Origin of the sequence: Micromonospora sp. Mcm103 (assembly GCF_024519755.1) — a bacterium.
Classification (GTDB): domain Bacteria; phylum Actinomycetota; class Actinomycetes; order Mycobacteriales; family Micromonosporaceae; genus Micromonospora; species Micromonospora aurantiaca.
Genome location: NZ_JALJRJ010000006.1, coordinates 1 through 16,970 on the forward strand (window position 1 = coordinate 1; position 16,970 = coordinate 16,970).

Annotated in this window: 17 protein-coding genes and 1 pseudogene; 7 read left to right on the top strand and 11 right to left on the bottom strand. The window is 71.8% G+C overall.

From position 1 onward, the window contains the following. Nucleotides 1-592 (top strand): annotated as a pseudogene (locus tag OC439_RS10740) (transcriptional regulator); the annotation flags it as partial. A 63-nt stretch (nt 593-655) separates the two neighbouring features. Beyond that, entirely contained in the window at nt 656-1,738 is a 1,083-nt protein-coding gene (locus OC439_RS10745) for a polyprenyl synthetase family protein (protein ID WP_262013273.1), read from the top strand. Between the two features lie 101 nt (nt 1,739-1,839). Here OC439_RS10745 and OC439_RS10750 read toward each other — a convergent pair whose 3' ends face one another. Then, nucleotides 1,840-2,220: an Rv2175c family DNA-binding protein gene (locus tag OC439_RS10750; RefSeq protein WP_135241310.1), complete on the bottom strand. Its 381-nt coding sequence runs from the start codon at nt 2,218-2,220 to the stop codon at nt 1,840-1,842. A 130-nt stretch (nt 2,221-2,350) separates the two neighbouring features. Between OC439_RS10750 and pknB the strand changes: the two genes are divergently transcribed. Together pknB and OC439_RS10760 are read left to right on the top strand one after the other, a co-directional pair. Next, nucleotides 2,351-4,336, top strand: a complete 1,986-nt coding sequence (gene pknB / locus OC439_RS10755; protein WP_262013274.1) for a Stk1 family PASTA domain-containing Ser/Thr kinase — start codon at nt 2,351-2,353, stop codon at nt 4,334-4,336. Continuing rightward, complete coding sequence (locus OC439_RS10760; protein WP_209310332.1) at nt 4,333-5,202, top strand: deoxyribonuclease IV; 870 nt, start codon at nt 4,333-4,335, stop codon at nt 5,200-5,202. Before pknB ends, OC439_RS10760 begins: the two co-directional genes overlap by 4 nt. Nucleotides 5,203-5,248: 46 nt before the next feature. Here OC439_RS10760 and OC439_RS10765 read toward each other — a convergent pair whose 3' ends face one another. The 4 genes from OC439_RS10765 to OC439_RS10780 form a co-directional block, all read right to left on the bottom strand. Continuing rightward, a complete protein-coding gene (locus OC439_RS10765; RefSeq protein ID WP_262013292.1) occupies nt 5,249-6,268 on the bottom strand; it encodes a threonine aldolase family protein in 1,020 nt (339 codons plus the stop codon). A gap of 10 nt (nt 6,269-6,278) precedes the next feature. Beyond that, nucleotides 6,279-7,685, bottom strand: a complete 1,407-nt coding sequence (locus OC439_RS10770; protein ID WP_013475760.1) for a class II 3-deoxy-7-phosphoheptulonate synthase — start codon at nt 7,683-7,685, stop codon at nt 6,279-6,281. A 57-nt stretch (nt 7,686-7,742) separates the two neighbouring features. Further along, nucleotides 7,743-8,273 (bottom strand): hypothetical protein, encoded by a 531-nt coding sequence (locus OC439_RS10775; protein WP_262013275.1) that lies wholly within the window; start codon nt 8,271-8,273, stop codon nt 7,743-7,745. 173 nt (nt 8,274-8,446) lie between these two features. Then, complete coding sequence (locus OC439_RS10780) at nt 8,447-10,081, bottom strand: glycosyl hydrolase family 18 protein (protein WP_262013276.1); 1,635 nt, start codon at nt 10,079-10,081, stop codon at nt 8,447-8,449. Between the two features lie 143 nt (nt 10,082-10,224). Between OC439_RS10780 and OC439_RS10785 the strand changes: the two genes are divergently transcribed. Further along, on the top strand, nt 10,225-10,713 hold the full coding sequence (locus OC439_RS10785) for a glutathione peroxidase (protein WP_262013277.1): 489 nt from the start codon (nt 10,225-10,227) through the stop codon (nt 10,711-10,713). 72 nt (nt 10,714-10,785) lie between these two features. Here OC439_RS10785 and OC439_RS10790 read toward each other — a convergent pair whose 3' ends face one another. The 6 genes from OC439_RS10790 to OC439_RS10815 form a co-directional block, all read right to left on the bottom strand. Next, nucleotides 10,786-11,589 carry an SGNH/GDSL hydrolase family protein gene (locus OC439_RS10790; protein ID WP_262013278.1) on the bottom strand — a complete coding sequence of 268 codons (804 nt, stop codon included), beginning with the start codon at nt 11,587-11,589 and terminating at the stop codon, nt 10,786-10,788. A gap of 215 nt (nt 11,590-11,804) precedes the next feature. Continuing rightward, nucleotides 11,805-12,155, bottom strand: a complete 351-nt coding sequence (locus tag OC439_RS10795; RefSeq protein ID WP_260034125.1) for a DUF2203 domain-containing protein — start codon at nt 12,153-12,155, stop codon at nt 11,805-11,807. 35 nt (nt 12,156-12,190) lie between these two features. Continuing rightward, nucleotides 12,191-12,517 carry a DivIVA domain-containing protein gene (locus OC439_RS10800; protein ID WP_262013279.1) on the bottom strand — a complete coding sequence of 109 codons (327 nt, stop codon included), beginning with the start codon at nt 12,515-12,517 and terminating at the stop codon, nt 12,191-12,193. Continuing rightward, nucleotides 12,517-13,590 carry an oxidoreductase gene (locus OC439_RS10805; protein WP_262013280.1) on the bottom strand — a complete coding sequence of 358 codons (1,074 nt, stop codon included), beginning with the start codon at nt 13,588-13,590 and terminating at the stop codon, nt 12,517-12,519. The genes OC439_RS10800 and OC439_RS10805 overlap by 1 nt, the downstream gene beginning before the upstream one ends. Beyond that, nucleotides 13,587-13,943, bottom strand: a complete 357-nt coding sequence (locus OC439_RS10810; RefSeq protein WP_262013281.1) for a hypothetical protein — start codon at nt 13,941-13,943, stop codon at nt 13,587-13,589. The genes OC439_RS10805 and OC439_RS10810 overlap by 4 nt, the downstream gene beginning before the upstream one ends. Continuing rightward, nucleotides 13,940-14,194, bottom strand: coding sequence for a hypothetical protein (locus tag OC439_RS10815; protein ID WP_262013282.1), 255 nt, complete (start codon nt 14,192-14,194; stop codon nt 13,940-13,942). Before OC439_RS10815 ends, OC439_RS10810 begins: the two co-directional genes overlap by 4 nt. Before the next feature lie 228 nt (nt 14,195-14,422). Between OC439_RS10815 and OC439_RS10820 the strand changes: the two genes are divergently transcribed. Beyond that, entirely contained in the window at nt 14,423-15,586 is a 1,164-nt protein-coding gene (locus OC439_RS10820) for a helix-turn-helix domain-containing protein (RefSeq protein WP_262013283.1), read from the top strand. Continuing rightward, nucleotides 15,583-16,131, top strand: a complete 549-nt coding sequence (locus tag OC439_RS10825) for an isochorismatase family cysteine hydrolase (protein ID WP_262013284.1) — start codon at nt 15,583-15,585, stop codon at nt 16,129-16,131. Before OC439_RS10820 ends, OC439_RS10825 begins: the two co-directional genes overlap by 4 nt. Nucleotides 16,132-16,970 lie beyond the last annotated feature (839 nt).

Sequence of the window (16,970 nt, forward strand, 5' to 3'; positions counted from 1 at the left end):
CGACCTGGCCGGCGCGCTGGTCCTGGCCCGGATCGGGTACGCCGCCGCCCGCGCCACCGCCACGCCCGGTCTGCGGGCGCTGCTGCTGCACCGGGTGGCGCTCGCCGCCGCGCTCGCCGGGCGTGCCCGCGCCGCCGGGCAGGCGCTGGCCGGGGCGGACCGGGCGGGCACGCCGGAGCCCGGCCGGGAGCCGCCCTGGCTCTACTGGCTCGACGCGGCCGAACTGGCGGCGATGACCGGGCGCACGCTCGTCGCGCTGGGCCGTCCGGCCGCCGCCGTGCCGCTGCTGACGCCGGTGGTGGGCGCGCCGTGCCGCCCGCGCCGGTCGGCCGTCTACGGCGGCTGGCTGGCCCGCGGCCACCTGGGCCTGGGCGCCGTGCCCGAGGCGTGCGCGGTGGCCGGCGAGGCGCTGCTCGACGCGGTCCGGTCCGGGTCCGCCCGGGCCGTCGGCCAGCTCACCGCGTTCCGTCGCGGCCTGGCAGACGCGCCGCCCGCGCCGGCCAGCCGGGGGTACGCGCGACTGGTCACCGCGGCCCGCCCGTACCTGCCGTCCGGCGTGCCGCGCCACCTGCGCGACCGTCCGGGCAGGTGAGCCACGAGGCACGCCGGGACGCCGGGCGCGGCGGGAACGGGTGTGAACCGCTAGCGTCGTGGCGTGACCCACGCTGCTCCCGTATCCCCCGTCGACCGTGCCGGCCTGCGCCAGCGGATCGACAAGGCGCTCACCGAGTTCCTCGCCGGCCAGCGTGGCTGGCTGACCGCCGTCGACGACGGCCTGCTGCCCGTCGCCGAGGCGATCGAGGCGTTCGTGCTGGGCGGCGGCAAGCGGCTGCGCCCGGCGTTCGGCTACTGGGGTTACCGGGGCGCCGGCGGGGTCGACTCCGACCAGGTCGTCGCCACCCTGGCGGCGCTGGAGTTCGTGCAGGCCAGCGCGCTGATCCACGACGACTTGATGGACCGGTCGGACACCCGGCGGGGCGAGCCGGCGATGCACAGGCGGTTCGCCACCCGGCACCGTACGGCCGGCTGGGGCGGCGACGCGGACTCCTTCGGCGACGCCGCGGCGATCCTGCTGGGCGACCTGTGCCTGGTCTGGTCCGACGAGCTGCTGCACTCCTCCGGCCTGCCGCCGGCCACCGTGGCCCGGGCCCGGCCGGTCTTCGACGAGATGCGCACCGAGGTGACCGTCGGGCAGTACCTGGACGTGCTGACCCAGGCCACCGGGGACACCTCGCTGGACCGGGCCGCGAAGGTGGCCCGGTACAAGTCGGCGAAGTACACGGTCGAGCGTCCGCTGCTGCTGGGCGCCGCGCTGGCCGGCGCGCCGCCCGAGGTGCACGCCGCCTACTCGGCGTACGGCCTGCCGCTGGGTGAGGCGTTCCAGCTCCGCGACGACGTGCTCGGTGTGTTCGGCGACCCGGAGCGCACCGGCAAGCCGGCCGGCGACGACCTGCGCGAGGGCAAGCGGACGTACCTGGTGGCGGCGGCTCTGGAGACGCTCGACCAGGCCGGCCGGGAGGCGCTGCTGGCCGGGCTCGGCGTACCGGACCTGGACGCGGCCGGGGTGGACCGGCTGCGCGAGCTGATCACGACGAGCGGCGCGCTGGATCGGGCCGAACGGCACATCACCGCGCTGACCGAGAGCGCCCTGGCCGCGCTGACCGCTGTCGACCTGGACACCGAGGCCCGCCAGGCCCTGGTCGACCTGGCCATCGCCGCCACCCGCCGCCCCGCCTGACCCTTGTCAGGTGGCGTCGATCATGAAGTTGGCGGCGAAGTCGATCTCCGATTGTGCCGCCAACTTCATGATCGACGAGGACGGGCGGGTGGGTGGGAGGGTTAGAAGGCGACGGCCTGGGCTCGGCGTTTGACCTCGCGGGCCAGGTCGCCGCCGAGGGCTACGGCCGGGGTGCCGGGAAGACTGGGGTCCTCCCGGTAGAGCCAGCGCAGCGCCTCCTCGTCGTCGTACCCGGCGTCGGCGAGCAGGTTGAGCACGCCGGGCAGATGCTTGAGCACGGTGCGGTTGGCCACCAGGTCGGCCGGGATCCGGCGCACGCCGTCGCGGCGTACCGCGATCAGTTCGCGGTCGCGGATCATCTGGTGCACCTTGCTGATCGACAGGTCCAGGCGCTCGGCCACGTCGGGCAGCGTCAGCCAGCCGGCCGGGTCGGCCGGTCCGGCCAGGTCGGGGCCGGTCTCGGCGGGTACGGAATCGGTCACCCGACCACCCTGCCACGTGCCCGCCGGGCGCGGCGCGCGGCACCCCGCACCGTGGCGGTCCCCCCGTGTCGCAACCCGGCGGTAGCATCCTGTTCTACCTTCACCCTTCCGACACATAGACTGCCTGCCGATGGACACACAGGTCGCCGACACGTTGCTGGGCTCGCTGATCGAGGGGCGCTACCGCATTCGCGGGCGCGTCGCCCGAGGCGGCATGGCGACCGTGTACACCGCCACCGACGAGCGCCTGGAGCGCACCGTGGCGGTCAAGATCATTCACCCGACCCAGGCGCCGCAGGCCCGGGCCCGGATGGCCGGCTTCGTCGAACGCTTCACCGACGAGGCGAAGACGATCGCCCGGCTCACCCACCCGAACGTGGTGGCGGTCTACGACCAGGGCATCCACGCGGGCCTGCCCTACCTGGTGATGGAGTACGTCCGCGGCCGCACGCTGCGCGACGTGCTCGCCGAGCGCCGCCGGCTGAACCCGGACGAGGCACTGGCGATCACCGAGCAGATGCTCGCCGCGCTCGCCGCCGCGCACCGGGCCGGCCTGGTGCACCGCGACGTCAAGCCGGAGAACGTGCTGGTCGCCGAGGTGCCCACCGGCGGCAGCCGCAACCTGGTCGACAGCGTGGTCAAGGTGGCCGACTTCGGGCTGGCCCGGGCCGTCGAGGCCAGCGCCGAGGACGAGAACGGCAACCAGCTCATGGCGACCGTGGCGTACGTGGCGCCGGAGCTGGTCACCCAGGGCCACGCGGACCCGCGCACCGACGTCTACTCGGCCGGCATCGTGCTGTTCGAGATGCTCACCGGCCGGGTGCCCTACGACGGCGACCGTCCGGTGGAGGTCGCCTGGCAGCACGTCGACCGGGACGTACCGGCGCCGTCGACGCTGGTGCCGACGCTGCCGCCGGCCCTCGACGCGCTCGTCGCCCGGGCCACCCGGCGGGATCCGGCCGGCCGGCCGGCCGACGCCGCGGCGCTGCTGAGCGAGGTGCAGGCGGTCCGCGACCAGCTGGGCGACCCGCACGCGCACACCACCGTGCTGCCGCAGCTCAGCGACGACACGGCGGTGCTGAGCCAGCCGACCCAGATGGTGGCCGCGCTCCAGCCGGTCGAGCGCCCGGCGTGGGCCCGGCTGCCCGAGAGCGGCGCCGCGCAGCGCCCGCACCGGCGCCGCGCCGTCGAGGAGGACGTTCCGGGGACCGGGTTCGCCGCCCTGCGTACCCGGATCATGGGCTCGCCGCACGGGCGGCTGGCCGTCGCCGCGGTGGTCGTGGTGCTCGGCCTGGTCGCCGCCGGGGGTGGCTGGTGGTTCGGCGTGGGCCGCTACACGGTCGCGCCGCAGCTGGTGAGCCTGACCAAGGCCGACGCGGAGGCGCGGGCCGAGCGCGGCGGCTTCACGCTGCGGTACGCCGCACCGCGCTACGACGAGAACGTCCCCAAGGACACGGTGCTCGGGCAGGATCCCGGCTCGGCCGCGCGGATCGTCAAGGGCGGCACGATCACGCTGACCCTGTCGCTCGGTCCGGAGCGGCTGCCGGTGCCGGACGTGGTCGGCAAGGACTACGCGCTGGCCCAGGCCGAACTGGAGGGCGTCAACCTGGTCGTGGCCAAGGGCTCCTCCCGGTACGACGACGCCCTGCCGGCGGGTGTGGTGCTGGCCACCGACCCGAAGGTGGGCACAGAGGTCAAGCCCGGGGCGAAGGTGACGGTGATCCTCAGCAAGGGTCGCGCGCCGGTGACGGTGCCCAACCTGGTCGGCAAGAGCCTCACCGAGGCGCGCACCATCCTCGCGCAGCTCGGGCTGAAGCCGGTGGAGAACGTCAAGGACTCCGACAAGCCGAAGGACGAGATCCTCGGCCAGAGCCCGGCCGACGGCACCGGCGTGGAGAAGGGCGCCCAGGTCAAGCTGGAGATCAGCAAGGGCCCGCCGCAGGTGGCCGTGCCCCGGGTGATCGACATGCCGTGCCAGCAGGCCAAGCAGACGCTGGAGAGCCAGGGCTTCCCGGTCAACGTCCAGCTCAACCCGAACGGCATCGTCCGGATCCAGAACCCGGCGGAGAACACGCCGGTGCCGCCGGGTACGACGATCACGGTGACGTGCCTGTGAGCGGATGTGACGGCCGCCGCCGGGTGGGATCGCACACCCCCACCTCCGGCGGCCTGGCCCGGGCGGCTCTGCCGTACGCGGACGCGGCCGGGTCCGAGGTGGTGCAGGTCTACGTCTCGAACTCGCGGGGCTGGGCGCTGCCGGCCGGTGACCCGGCGCAGGACGCGTCGTTCCGCGACGGGTGCGGCGAGCGCGGCCTGCCTGTGTTCATCCACGCGTCGCTGCTGGTGAACCTCGGCTCCCCCACCCCGGCGACTGTGACCCGGTCGGCCGAGACGCTGGCGCACGCGCTGCGGCGGGGCCGGGCGATCGGTGCCGAGGGCGTGGTGTTCCACGCCGGCAGCGCCGTCGACGCCGGTCACGCCGAGGCGGCCCTGCGGCAGGTCCGGGAGGCGCTGCTCCCGCTGCTCGACGAGGTCGCGGCCACCGGCGGGCCGATGCTGCTGGTCGAGCCGAGCGCCGGGGGCGGCCGGTCACTGGCGTCCCGGGTCGAGCACCTCGGCCCCTACCTGGACGCGGTCGACAGGCACCCGATGCTCGGGGTCTGCTTCGACACCTGTCACGCCTGGGCCGCCGGTCACGACCTGGCCGCCGAGGGCGGCATGACCGCCACGCTCGACACGCTGGTCGCGACAGTGGGCGCGGACCGGCTGCGGCTGGTGCACGCGAACGACTCGAAGGACCTGTGCGGTTCCACCCGGGACCGGCACGAGAACATCGGCAAGGGCACCATCGGGGAGCCGGCGTTCGCCGAGCTGATGCGGCATCCGGCGACCGCCGGGGTGCCCGTGCTGGTGGAGACCCCCACGGAGAAGCACGTCGGCCACGCCGCCGACATAGCCACCCTGAAGCGCCTCCACCCCTGACTGTCCCTCGGCCCCTCCCCCGCCTCTGTCGGCGGGGCGGGGCGGGTCAGGCGCGCAGGGCGGTGTTCAGGATGGTGGCGGCGCGGTCGATCTGCGCGTCGGTGACGTCCAGGTGGGTGACCAGCCGGGCGGTACGCGGGCCGAGCACCGAGATCAGCAGCCCTTCCGCCCGCGCGGCCGCCGCCAGCGCGTGCGCGTCGAGCGGGTGCTTGGTCAGATCCAGCGGCACGATGTTCGTACGCACCGCCGCCGCGAGCACCCCGTGCGGGGCGACCGCCTCGGCCAGCCGGGCCGCCTTCACGTGGTCGTCGGCGAGCCGCTCGACGTGGTGCGCCAGCGCGTACCGGCCGGCGGCGGCCAGGATGCCGACCTGCCGCATGCCGCCGCCCATCCGCTTGCGCAGGAACCGCGCCCGGGCGATCTTCTCCGCGCTACCCACGATCAGCGAGCCGACCGGCGCGCCGAGGCCCTTGGAGAGGCAGACCGAGAGCGTGTCGAACAGCACGCCGTACTCGGCCAGCGGCACCCCGTCGGCCACATGCGCGTGCCAGATCCGCGCGCCGTCGCAGTGCAGGGCCACCCCGTGCTCGTCGGCGACCTCACGCATCCGCCGCAGCGTCGGCAGCGGGATCACTCCGCCGCCGCCCCGGTTGTGGGTCTGCTCCACGGCGATCGCCCGCGTGGGCACCGCGAAGTAGCCGTCCGGCCGGATCATCCCGGCCACCACGTCGGGGTCCAGCTCCGCGCCCACCGCCTGCCAGGTCCGCGAGGAGATCCCACCGTACGCGGCGGCGGCGCCCACCTCGTACGTGACCACGTGCGCGTCGGCGTCACACAGCAGCTCGTCGCCGGGCGGTACGTGCAGCTGGAGCGCGATCTGGTTGGCCATCGAGCCGCTCGGGGCGAACAGTGCCGCCTCGTGGCCGAACAGCGCGGCCACCTCGGTCTCCAGCGCGGTGACCGTCGGGTCCTCGCCGTAGACGTCGTCGCCCACCTCGGCGGCGGCCATCGCCTCCCGCATCCCCGGCGTCGGCCGGGTCACGGTGTCCGTCCGCAGATCGATCAGATTCCTCGCGTCAGCCACGGAGCATCTCCGCCACCAGGAACGCCAACTCCAGCGACTGCTGCGTGTTGAGCCGGGGGTCGCAGGCGGTCTCGTACCGGTCGGGCAGGTCGAGGTCCTCGATGCCCTGGGCGCCGCCGAGACACTCGGTGACGTCCTCGCCGGTCAGCTCGACGTGCAGGCCGCCCGGGTGGGTGTCCAGGCCGCGGTGCACCTCGAAGTAGCCGAGCACCTCGTCCACGATCCGGTCGAAGTGCCGGGTCTTGTAGCCGTTCGAGGACTCGTGCGTGTTGCCGTGCATCGGGTCGCACTGCCAGACGACCTTGGCGCCCGCCGCGGTGACCTTGGCGACGATCGGGGGCAGCGCGTCGCGTACCCGGTGGTTGCCCATCCGGCTGATCAGCGTGAGCCGGCCGGGGATGTTGTCCGGGTTGAGCTTCTCGCAGAGCTCGATCGCCTCGTCCGGGGTGGTCGTCGGGCCGAGCTTGACGCCGATCGGGTTGGCGATGCGGGAGATGAAGTCGATGTGCGCGCCGTCGATCTGCCGGGTCCGCTCACCGATCCAGAGGAAGTGCCCGGACAGGCCGTACGCCTTGCCGTTGGAGATCCGGGTCAGCGCCCGGTCGTACTCCAGCGCCAGCGCCTCGTGCGAGCAGTGCAGCGTGACGGTGCGCAGCGCCTCGTCGTCGGTCATCCCGCAGGCCCGGATGAAGGCCAGCGCCCGGTCGATCTCGCGGGCGATCGCGTCGTAGCGCTCGCCGGCCGGGGACCGCCGGACGAAGTCCTTGTTCCAGTCGTGCACGGCGTGCAGGTCGGCCAGCCCGCCGGCCAGGTACGCGCGGAGCATGTTCATCGCGGCGGCCGAGTTCGCGTACGCCCGGATCATGCGCTGCGGGTCGGCGACCCGCGCCTCCGGCGTGGCCTCCAGGGAATTGATCATGTCGCCGCGGTAGGCGGGCAGCCCCCGGGCGTCGGTCGGCAAGGACCGGGGCTTGGTGTACTGGCCGGCGACCCGGGCGACCTTGACCACAGGCAGCGACGCGCCGTACGTGAGCACGATGGCCATCTGGAGCAGCGTGCGGGCGTTGGCGAGCAGGTGGCTCTCGGTGTTGTCGGCGAAGGTCTCCGCGCAGTCACCGCCCTGGAGCAGGAACGCCTTGCCCTCGCAGACCAGCGCGAGCCGCTGCCGCAACTGGTCGACCTCGTAGGGCGCGACCACCGACGGCACCGTGTCCAGCACCCGGCAGACCTCGGCGACCTGGGCCGGGTCGTCCCACGGCGGGGTCTGCGCGCGCGGCAGCTCCCGCCATCGGTCGAGGCCGAGGGCCGCGTCCTCGGCGGAGTCGGCGGTCGGGCGGCTGGTCTGCAGACCAGGGCTGCCCACGGCGGGGTGACTCAGCTGATGCCACTCATGGCGCATGAAGGAAAGCGTACGGCGACCGTCGCGATCACTCGCCGCCGAGGGGGATGGTTCCGGTCACTGGGAGGGCACCGGCGGGGCCGGCTTCCCCGGTGGCGGCCCGGAGGGGCTGACGTCCGGGTCGACCGGCGCGTCGCCCGGCACCTCGCCGGAGATGCACCAGTCCGCCCCGTTACGGGTGACGGTGAACAGCAACGACCGGGCGGCCTTGCGCGAGCCGGCGGCAACAGTGATCGAGGCGCTGACCTCCTGGCCGTTCGGGCCGGAGCGGACCTCGGTGATCGTCGCCTCGGGCACCGTGAAGTGGTCGGCGAAGTCGCCGTTCGGGCCGGTGGCGGCGGAGTCGAAGGCGGCGTGCATGGGCGCGCAGAGCTGGCTGCGGCCGGCGGCGGCGTCGCGGGCGGTGAGCGCGTCCAGGTACGCCTGCACACGTTCGCGGCTCTTGGCCGCCGCCTCCTCGGCCGGCGCCTTCCCGCTGGGCGGGGTGTCTCCGCCGTCCTGGCCGCCCGAGCCGCAGGCGGCCAGCGCCGCGGGCAGGAGTGCGAGGACGGCGAGCCCGGCGAACCGGTCCCGGTGGCTGCGACCCATCTGTCCTCCCGTCGCGTGGACTCGTCGAGCGGCGAGTGTGCCACACCCGGCCCGCGTGGCCGGGTGACTCCCCATCCTGACCCGGATCGGCGCGCTCGGCCAGGACGGCACGCGGGTGGGGAGGGGCCGGTGCGGCCCCTCCCCGCCGGGTGGGTGGTGCGTCGGCACTCGGCTCAGCCGAGACCGCCCTTGATGGCGCCGATCAGCTCACCGTTGCTGGTGTCACCGGAGAGCTCCCAGAAGAACGCGCCACCGAGGCCCTGGCTGTTGGCGTAGCTCATCTTCCCGCCGATGGTCGACGGGGTGTCGTAGCTCCACCAGTTGCTGCCGCACTTGGCGTACGCCGTGCCGCCGACGGTGCCGGTGGCCGGGCAGCTGTTCTTGAGCACCTTGTAGTCCTCGATGCCGGCCTCGTAGGTGCCCGGCGCCGCGCCGGTGGCGCTTCCGCCGGGTGCGGCCTGGGTCACACCGGTCCAGCCGCGTCCGTAGAACCCGACGCCGAGCAGCAGCTTGCTGGACGGTACGCCCTTGGACTTGAGCTTCTGGATCGCCGCGTCCGACCAGAAGCCCTGCTGCGGGATGCCGGCGTAGGAGTAGAGCGGCGAGTGCGGCGCGGTCGGCCCCTGCGCGTTGAAGGCGCCGAAGTAGTCGTACGTCATCGGCATCAGCCAGTTGAGGTTGTTCGCGGCGCCGGCGTAGTCGGTGGCGTCGATCTTGCCGCCGTTGCTGCCGTCGGCGGTGATCGCCGCGGTGACCAGGAAGCTGGAGCCGAACTTGCTCCGCAGCGCCGAGACCACGTTCTTGAACGCGTTCGGGCCGCTGCTGTCGCACTGGAGGCCGCAGGCGTTCGGGTACTCCCAGTCGACGTCGATGCCGTCGAAGACGTCCGCCCAGCGCGGATCCTTGACCAGCGAGTAGCAGGAGTCGGCGAACGCGGCCGGGTTCTGCGCGGCCTGGGTGAAGCCGCCGGACCAGGTCCAGCCGCCGAAGGACCAGAGCACCTTCAGGTTCGGGTACATCTTCTTCAGCTTGCGCAGCTGGTTGAAGCTGCCGCGCAGCGGCTGGTCCCAGGTGTCGGCGACGCCGTCGACGCTGTCCGCCGCGGTGTACGCCTTCTCGTAGTCGGCGTAGCTGTCCCCGATGCTGCAGCGGCCGCCGGTGGTGTTGCCGAAGGCGTACAGGATGTGGGTCAGCTTGGCGGCCGAGCCGCTCGTGTGGATGTTCCTGACGTGGTAGTTGCGGGCGTAGACGCCCCACTCGGCGAAGTAGCCGACGACCTTCTTGCCGCCGTGCGGCGGCGTGGTGGGCGGCTGTGTGGTCGGCGGGGCGGTCGTCGGCGGCGCGGTCGTCGGCGGCGCGGTGGTGGGCGGCGCCGTGGTGGGCGCGGTGGTCGTCGGCGTGCCGCCGCCGGTGCAGGAGCCGCCGTTGATCGTGCAGCTCACCGGCGCCTTGTACGCGCCGGTGCCGTTGTAGCCCCAGCTGAAGCTGGCGCCGGGGGCGAGCGTCGACGCCCAGCTCTTGTTGACCGCGACGTAGCGGTCACCGCTGCGGGTGATGTCGGCGTCCCAGGAGCTGCTGATCGAGGTGCCGGAGGGCAGCGTGAACTCGATGCGCCAGCCGTTGACGGTGGAGCTGGTGCCGTTGGTGACTGTCACCCGTCCCTCGTGGCCGGCCCCCCAGTCCTGCACCTTGGCGAACGTGGCGGTGACGCTGCCGGCGGCCGACGCGGTGGTCATGGGCACCGCGGCGACCGCGAGCGCGACCACGGCGCCGGTGGCCCACAGGGCCCGGCGGAGCGATCTCTTCATACGGCGTCCCTCCAATAGTTAGGAAACTTTCCAAATTGATTGCTGAGACGCTACTCACGCCGTCACCACTTAGTCAAGATGTCGATGCATCGATTTCACGGGTGGCGCGGGACGCTGGGCGCCAGGGCCCGTAGCCTCGTTCCATGACCGTTTTCGACGTCCAGATCGACGCCCTCACCGGCGGCCCGGCCGACCTCGGCGGCTACCGCGGCCGCGCCCTGCTCGTGGTCAACGTGGCCTCCCGCTGCGGCCTCACCCCGCAGTACGCGGGCCTTCAGGAACTCGCCGACACGTACGCCGGACGCGGGCTGACCGTGCTCGGCGTGCCGTGCAACCAGTTCGCCGGCCAGGAGCCGGGCAGCGCCGCCGAGATCGAGGAGTTCTGCCAGGTCAACTACGGCGTGACGTTTCCGCTGACGGAGAAGGTCGACGTCAACGGGCCGGACCGGCACCCGCTCTACGCGGAGTTGGTGTCCATGCCGGACGCCGAGGGGCACACCGGCGACGTGCGCTGGAACTTCGAGAAGTTCCTCGTCGCGCCGGACGGCACGGTGGCCGCCCGGTTCGGCCCGCAGGTCACGCCCGAGGACCCCGAGCTGCGCGCGGCGATCGAGATGGTCCTGCCGGCCTGACGGGCACACCGCCGCCGGGCACGGCGAAGCGGCACGCCCCCGCGGGGAGGCGTGCCGCTGCCGCGGACCGGGTCAGCCGGCGGCGGACCGGAAGACCGGGTAGTAGCCGCCGGACTGCCCGGCCGCCGTCGGGTGGTACGACTTGCTCAGGCTCAGCACGTTCAGGGCGTGCAGCCACTTGGTCCCGCCGCTGCACAGTTGGTGGCCGACGAAGATGGAGCGGACGTCCGCGAATTTGAAGCCGGCCGAGACGGCGGCCGTACGGGTGATGTCGTCGAGCAGGTTGATGCCTTCGTTGATCTTCGCCCGGGACGTCGCGCTGAGCCCGACGCAGGTGGTGCCGAGCTGGTAGAAGACCGGGTAGCCGACCACCACGACGCGGGCCGAGGGCGAGCGGCTCTTGATGCCGTTGTAGACGTTGGCGAGGCGGCCCGGCATCGAGGTGCGGGCCACGTTCATGGCGGACTGCACGGCCGCCACACACTGGGTCTCCCCCTGGAGCACGCAGGTGCTCATGATGTTGGCGAAGCCGACGTCGTTGCCGCCCACCGTGACGCTGACCAGCGTCGTGGTGGAGGAGAGCGCGGAGAGCTGGCTGTTGATGACGTCCGCCGTGGTGGCGCCGGAGCAGGCGACCGAACGGTACGACGCCGGCTTGATGTTGGTGTTGTAGAGCGCCGGGTAGGCGTTCGTACTGCGTAGACAGTTGCCGCTCTCGGACGTGTAGCTGTCGGCGCCGACGCCGGAGGCGTACGAGTCGCCGAGCGCGACGTAGCGGTCGGACGGGGCCGCCTGGGCGGGGGCGGCCAGAGACAGAGTGACCCCGACCGAGGCGGCCAGGGTCAGGGCGAGGGTGGCAAGACGGGATCTCCGCACGTCGCACTCCTGGGGGCGTGAAGTGGTGGTGAGAGATAGATATCAATAAGATCACAGGGCATGGAAGATCACCGATTTGCGTCCCAGCGCGCATAGCGACTTACGCCTACAAATCGTTGCCGGTTCCGCGCACCGCACCGAAGGTTTCCGCCAGCGAGGACGAATCGATGCAGATCAGACGCGGACAGGGCGGCTCGGGCCGGACCACAGCCCGCTCAGACGGGGCGGCGGCCAGCGAACCCGCACTCGACCCGGTGATACCACCGGATGTCGGTGTCCCCCTCCAGCCAGCACCACAGCACCGCCCGGCCGTCGCGCTCACCGGGGAAGTCGAGCAGCACCGGGGCGATGCCCTTGACCGCGATCTCGTGCTGGTGGAACTCGTCCACCACGAGATGCAACCGCGCCTCCAGCGCCTTCACCTCGGCCAACCCGCCGAGCGCGCTGACGCCGTGATCAGCCAGGTCGACCCGCAGCTCGGCCAGGTCGGCCCGCAGCCGGATCAGCTCGTCGACGCGCGGCCGCAGCGTGGCCACCAGGTGTCGCGCCTGGGCGAGAGTGAACACCGGGCCAGTATGCGGCACGACCGGTGTCGTCCGGGTCACCGCTCACCCGCACGTCGACCGTCGGGGCCGGGACCAGACGGTGGGTCTGGAATGGCCGCGGGAGACCAGACGACGCCGGCAGCCTCCCGCACCTCGGCCTGCCAGGCGCGCAGCGCCCGCTTGATGCGGTCGTTCTCACCCAGCGCGTCGTCGAGCAGCCGGGTCCGCTCCCCCAGCTCGTAGACGAGCCGATGCAGCAGCGCGTCGACGTCGTCGGTCCGGTAACCGCGCCGGCCCAGTGGCGTGCGGGGCAGCTCGACGGCGCTGAGCCGGTCCGCGGTGAGCGGGCCGGCCAGCGCGTTGCGGCTGCGGTAGACGCCCATCAGCCGCCGAACCCGTCCGGCAGGTGGATCCGCTCGGCCGGCACCCCGCCGGCGAGCAACCGCAGCCGCGACCCGGCCACCATCAACGGCGGTCCGCACAGGTAGACCTCCTGACCGGGCCGCCAGTGGTCCAGCGCGACGGTGAGCGCGTCGCCCTGCTCTCCCGCCTCCGCCACGGGATCGTGCGAGAACGCGGGTACGACGGTCAGCCAGTCGTTGCTCCTCTGGAGCTTGTCCAGGCTGATCGGGTCGTAGAGGTCGGCGAGGGTGCGGGCGCCGACGACCACTGTGACCCGGCGACCGGCCGGCGCGGCGGCGACCTGCTCGACCAGGGCGCGCAGCGGCGCCAGCCCGGTGCCCCCGGCGACGAGCAACAGGTCCGCATTCGACGCCGGATCGAGGGTCAGGCCGGTCGACCGGGGCGGGCCGAGCCAGATCCGATCATCGGGGCGTACCCGGTGCACGAGCGTGCGGGAGACGGCGGCGACGGCACGGATGTGGAATTCGACGGTGCCGTCGGCGCGCGGAGCATTGGCCGGCGAGTACCAACGCCACCGGCCGGGCCGGCGCTCGGTGCAGACGGGCAGCGCCTGACCGGGCCGGAAGGTCAGGCGGCGCCAGGGGCGCACGGTCACCACGGCGATGCCGTCGGCCGCCCGGTCGTGGTCGACGACCTGTGCCGGCCACCAGGGCGGGCCGTCGCCGGCCTGCTCGACCGCACGGCGCACCGCCGCCGTGGCCCGCCGGGCGGCCCCTGCCCAGGCCGCTGCCAGCTCCGGTGTCCACCTCACCTGCCGGGACACTGTCGCGACGAGCGCGGCCTCGACGGTGAGTAGGTGCGGCAGCAGCCGGTAGCGGCGACAGGCGCGGCCGAGCACTGCCAACAGCGCCGCCCGCCCGGCCGGGTCGTCGCCACCGCTGACCAGCCGTCCGAATGCGGCGAGGAACACCGCCGCCTCCCGCTCCGGCAGCGTCGCGGGGCAGCGGTCCTCGACCGCACACCAGAAGTGGTCGGCTGCCTCGCGGGCGTACCGCATGGTGACGGACCACGACGCGGCCAGGGCGGCGGTCACGAGCCGGCCTCGTCCGAGAAGGCCCGCCGGGCCGCTTTCACCGAGTTTGCCGGCACGTCGAGCGCCCAGAGCACCCCGGCCAGGTAGTCGACCACGCGGCGGTGCTGCGCCTCGGTCAGGCCCAGGCCCCGCCACGCCCCGGCCGCCGGCCGGGCGATGTCGCCCGCCGGTCCGCCGAGCGCCACCGTGAGAGTAAGCGCCAGGTGTCCGGCGAGCCGGGCCCGATCAACCCCGACGAGGTACGGCGCCAGCTCGGCGTCCGCCGCCACCAGCCGCAGCCACCGGGCCACCGCCTCGCGCACCGCCGTCGAGCCGGGCCAGCTCTCCATCGGGTACGCCCCGAGCCCGGTCACGCCCACGGCCAGGCGCCCGGGTCGCCGGCGGCGACCAGCTCGTCCACGCGCTCCTCGGTGAGCCCGGCCGCCCGTAGCGTGCCGCGGCCCCAGCGGGCCAGCCGGCACGGATGCGGCACCCGCTCACTGCGGCACAGTGGACCCGCCGGCCACCGCTCCGGCACATGCACCGCCACCGCGCGTACGGCCAGCGCCACGTCCTCGTCGCTGACCGGGGTGAACACCGGGAAGTCGTCCAGCACCGCCGCCATGAGAAGCCCTTCCGTCGAGAGTCGGAGCGGCACCGGGGCGGGCGGGGGCGGCGGGCGCGCTCGGGTGACGCCCCACCGGAGCCCAGCACCCGCCCCGGGCCATGCGTCCACCCTCGCCAGCTTGCGGCTCACGGGGTACGACTACGCTCTGCACTTGCGCTGTACCAGCTCTGAAGTCGAGCCGCTAAGCTGCTGGCGGCCGGTCTCGACGCACTCGGAGGCGAGCCGATGACGACCGTGCAGAAGTGGACCGGGCGGGAAACCCGGATGCTGCGGCACGCGCTGCGAATGAGCATCCGCGACTTCGCCGAACACCTCGGCGTCAGCGAGCGCACCGTGTCGAAGTGGGAGGCCGGCCGGGATGCGGTGCAACCTCGACCGGAGATGCAGGCCGCTCTCGACACCGCTCTGGTCAGAGCCAGCGATGAGGCGGTCGCCAGGTTCTGCCAAGCGACGGGCAACGAGCCTCCCGTCCCTGCTGCTTCGGTGACTTCCGGATACCGCATCCACTCCCACAAGTTCATCCCGGCCCACGTCGGGGCGGCTGCGGTACGGGAATTGGCGACTTTGCCGCGGGTGAAGCCCCGCCCGCACGAGTGGCTGCACGTATCGACGACCGATGTGCCGCATCCAGACGGGCAGTGCACAGCGCACGTCTTCGCCTGCGGCGTGGTGGTGCTGCACCTTCAGCAGGAACTCATCTTCAGAAGGCTGGCGGAACTCGCCGCCTGGCGGTACGCCAGCTACGAGGACGACCTACCGTGGGCGACCCGGCAGCTCGAACGGCTGCTGTCGGATCAGTTTGACCGACGAGAAGTGGTCGCGGAGTACGTGATGTCGATGTACCTTCCCCAGGAAATGGGGTGCCGCCCCGAGGAACTGAACAACGCCGTCCGCTTGTTGAGTTTCCCGTCAGTGCTGGTGAACCGTCATGCGGCACCCCGACCACAACCTGTGCCCGAGCACGTCGAGCGGACGTTGTTGACCAAGGGATTCGACGAGCCCACGGCTGTGCCGTTCGGAATCGTCGGAGTATCCGTCGGCTTCGCGACCTGGTCCGGACTCGCCTACCACGCAATCTCACCGGAGCGAGCCCTTACCGCCGACGAACTGGTCTCGCTTGAGATCGACGTGCAGATGCTCTGGGCCTACTGCCGGCAGGTCCAGCGAGTGGTGGAGAACGGGCGAGACCCGGTGGTGCCTCACGGGTTCGGCTGGCGGTTCCTGAGAGCTGCCCACTCGCGACTCACCACCGCACGAGTGCAGGAGACCGCGCAGCACTGCATGATGCGTCAGGCAGCCGTGACGACCAGCGGCCTACCCGAGCGCCTGACGCAGGCCCAGGCGGCGCTTCGCGAAGCAGAGACGACGGCTGGCAGAGTCGGGGCATGAGCGGCAAGCGGGCGGCCCTGATCGTCATCGACATGCAGAACGGCTTCATCAACGACCGGAGCCGACATGTCATCCCGAAGGTCGTGGAGCTGGTCGAACGGTGGGAGGCCACGGGCAGACCGATCGTCTTTACGCGCTACTACAACTATCCGAACAGCCCGTTCGAAAGGCTGATCCACTGGTCGAAGATGCAGCATGTGCCGGAGACAGAGATCGTCCCTGAACTGCGCCGACACGCTGCTCGCGCGCGAGCCGTTCTCGAAAAGCCCATCTACTCGTACTTCACGAACCAGGGCGCGAACCTGACTGCTCGGGAGGGCTGGACCGATCTGGTGTTCTGCGGGGTGGCCACCGAGAGCTGTGTCCTGAAGTCAGCGGTGGACGCGTTCGAGCGCGATCTGACGCCATGGGTGGTCACCGATGCGTCGGCCAGCCACGGCGGTCAGGCCGCACACGAGGCGGGCATCCTGGTGGCGCAGCGTTTTGTCGGTGCCGGCCAACTCATCGACACGAAGACAGTCAACGAGTTGTTCGATCATCGGTGATCGTACGACCGTCCACCACTACCGGTGGCACAACTTTCCACCGGCCGGTGGAACCCTCGGAGACTCTGAAGGAAGGTAGGCGGCTGGCCACGCCAACCCTTGGGAAGTCAGCCTCCGCCCATCGCTCCACCAGACCACTGCTCCACCGGTCGCGGATCTCGTAGTGACCTCCTCTGGCTCCATCCGCAGAGAACCTTCGGTCGCCAACGGACGGCGAAGGCACCAAAGCCGCCATAACAGCCAAGTCACCGCTGTCCGCGCCGACCTCAAAGACTTCAGAAAATTCCCCACACTTCCCCGATATTTCGGAACTTCGAGTTCGCCTTCCAATCGAACCACGTTACTCATGTCTGGCAGTTTTTGGACGACTCCTTGACAAGGAGGCCGCTATCCCACCAAGTACAGGTGGCACTCACGCTAGATGAACTGGTCGTGCGGAAAGGCCGCCCGTTATCGTAGACCTCAATCGTGCCGGACTGACCCTGAGAAGACCAATCCACCTCGACTCGCCAGTCAACGTCATACTTGGAAATCACAGATGAGACAACAAAGCTCTCGGCCTCATCAATGGCGACCTGATAGGGGAACTTCGCGGGATCCAGCCGAGCATTGCGTTCGCCACCGATTGATCCTGTTGTCTTGGACGTTACGGACGGCGGATTCTTGTCAAGATTGGCCTCCAGGTATCTGTACTCGAATGGCTCGCCGCACTGTATATCCACAAGCGTCCCAATGAGGGGCGCCCTGCGAAGACCCACCACGACTACTCGGATGCGATCGATGACAACCCTGGCGTCCGAGACTCCTTGAATAGTAAGCAGCACTTCGTGCCTGTTGAC